Genomic DNA, 1,001 nt, shown 5'->3' with positions numbered 1-1,001 from the left:
GCGAGCGTGTTGACGAAGAAGCCGATGAGGCCTTCGAGCTGTGCGAAGCGGCGGCCTGCGATGGGAGAGCCGACGACGATGTCGTCCTGGCCGGAGTAGCGGGCGAGCAGCGAGTGGGTGGAGGCCAGCAGGGCCATGAAGAGGGTGGCGCCGTGCTGGTGGGCGAGAGACTGGAGGGACTGGCTCAGCTCGGAGGGGAAGTGGAAGTGGAGGGAGGAGCCGGCGAAGGACTGGACGGGAGGGCGAGAGAAGTCGGTGGGCAGCTCCAGTGCGTGCGGAGCGCCCTGCAGGTGCTGTCGCCACCAGGACAGCTGCTGGTCGAGGCTGTCGCCATGCAGCCAGGAGCGCTGCCAGACGGCGTAGTGGGCGTACTGCAGCGGCAGCTGGGGCAGGGGCGAGGGCTGGCCCGCGGCGAAGGCCCGGTAGAGGGCGCTCAGCTCGCGCACCAGCACCCCCGTGGACCAGCCGTCGGAGACGATGTGGTGGAGGTTGAGCAGCAGCAGGTGCTCGCGTGAGTCCAGGCGCAGCAGCAGGGCGCGCAGCAGCGGCCCGGCGGAAAGGTGGAAGGGACGCAGGGCCTCCTCGGAGGCGAGGCGGCGGGCTTCTGCCTTCCGGTCCTCGTGGGAGGCCAGGTCCACCAGGGAGAGGTGGAAGGGAGTGGGAGGCGCAATGAGCTGGAAGGCGTCTCCGGCCTCCTCGTGGAAGGTGGTGCGCAGCGACTCGTGGCGGCGGACCAGCTCGGAGAAGGCGTGCTCCAGGGCGGAGGCGTCCAGGGGGCCTCGCAGGCGCAGGAGGCGAGGCACGTTGTAGGTGGCAGTGTCAGGCTGGAGTTGGTCGATGAACCACAGGCGCTGTTGGGCGAAGGAGAGGGGCACCCGGGGGCCCACGGGCGCGGCGCTCAGCTCGGGCAGGGCGGAGTTGCGAGTGGCCTGCTCCACCCGCCTGGCGAGGCCCGCGAGGGTGGGGGCCTCGAAGAGGGCGCGCAGGGGCAGCTCGACGCC

1 protein-coding gene is annotated in these 1,001 nt (G+C 71.3%); it reads right to left on the bottom strand.

The window, feature by feature from the left end; all coding sequences use genetic code 11:
- The coding region (locus G4D86_RS51710; protein ID WP_240360975.1) for a condensation domain-containing protein at positions 1–1,001 on the bottom strand (1,001 nt) is incomplete at both ends.

It is taken from the genome of Pyxidicoccus caerfyrddinensis, from assembly GCF_010894405.1.
Lineage (GTDB): Bacteria > Myxococcota > Myxococcia > Myxococcales > Myxococcaceae > Myxococcus > Myxococcus caerfyrddinensis.
This window is presented reverse-complemented; position numbering and strand designations above follow the sequence as displayed.